The organism is Streptomyces sp. NRRL B-24484 (assembly GCF_000717715.1).
Taxonomy (GTDB): domain Bacteria; phylum Actinomycetota; class Actinomycetes; order Streptomycetales; family Streptomycetaceae; genus Kitasatospora.
Window position 1 is genome coordinate 1 of sequence record NZ_JOAI01000162.1, and the last position, 361, is coordinate 361.

At 73.4% G+C, this 361-nt stretch carries 1 protein-coding gene; it reads right to left on the bottom strand.

The window, feature by feature from the left end; genetic code table 11:
- Nucleotides 1-361: RICIN domain-containing protein (locus tag IE98_RS0141745; RefSeq protein ID WP_030278031.1), on the bottom strand; the 361-nt coding region annotated here is incomplete at both ends.

Below are 361 nucleotides of genomic sequence, written 5' to 3' on the forward strand. Positions count from 1 at the left end.
GCTGCACCCACTTCTGGCCGCCGACCCCGTTGCAGTCCCACAGCTCGACCTGCGTGCCGTTCGCCGTCCCGTTGCCGTTGACGTCCAGGCACCGGCCGAGCGTGCTCAGCGAGGTGTCGCCGTTGTGGTACCAGTGCTGGTCGAGGGCCCAGGACTGGCAGTCCCACAGCTGGACGGCTGCGGCGTTGCCGCCGCTGTCGTCGGCCGCGACGTCGACGCACTTGCCGCCCGGCCCGGCGACCGGGGCGCCGCCGTTGACGGAGAACTTCTGCGCGGCGGCGCCGTTGCAGTCCCAGATCTGCAGCCGGGTGCCGTTGGCGGAGGCGCCGTTCGGCGCGTCCAGGCACCGGCCGGACTGCGG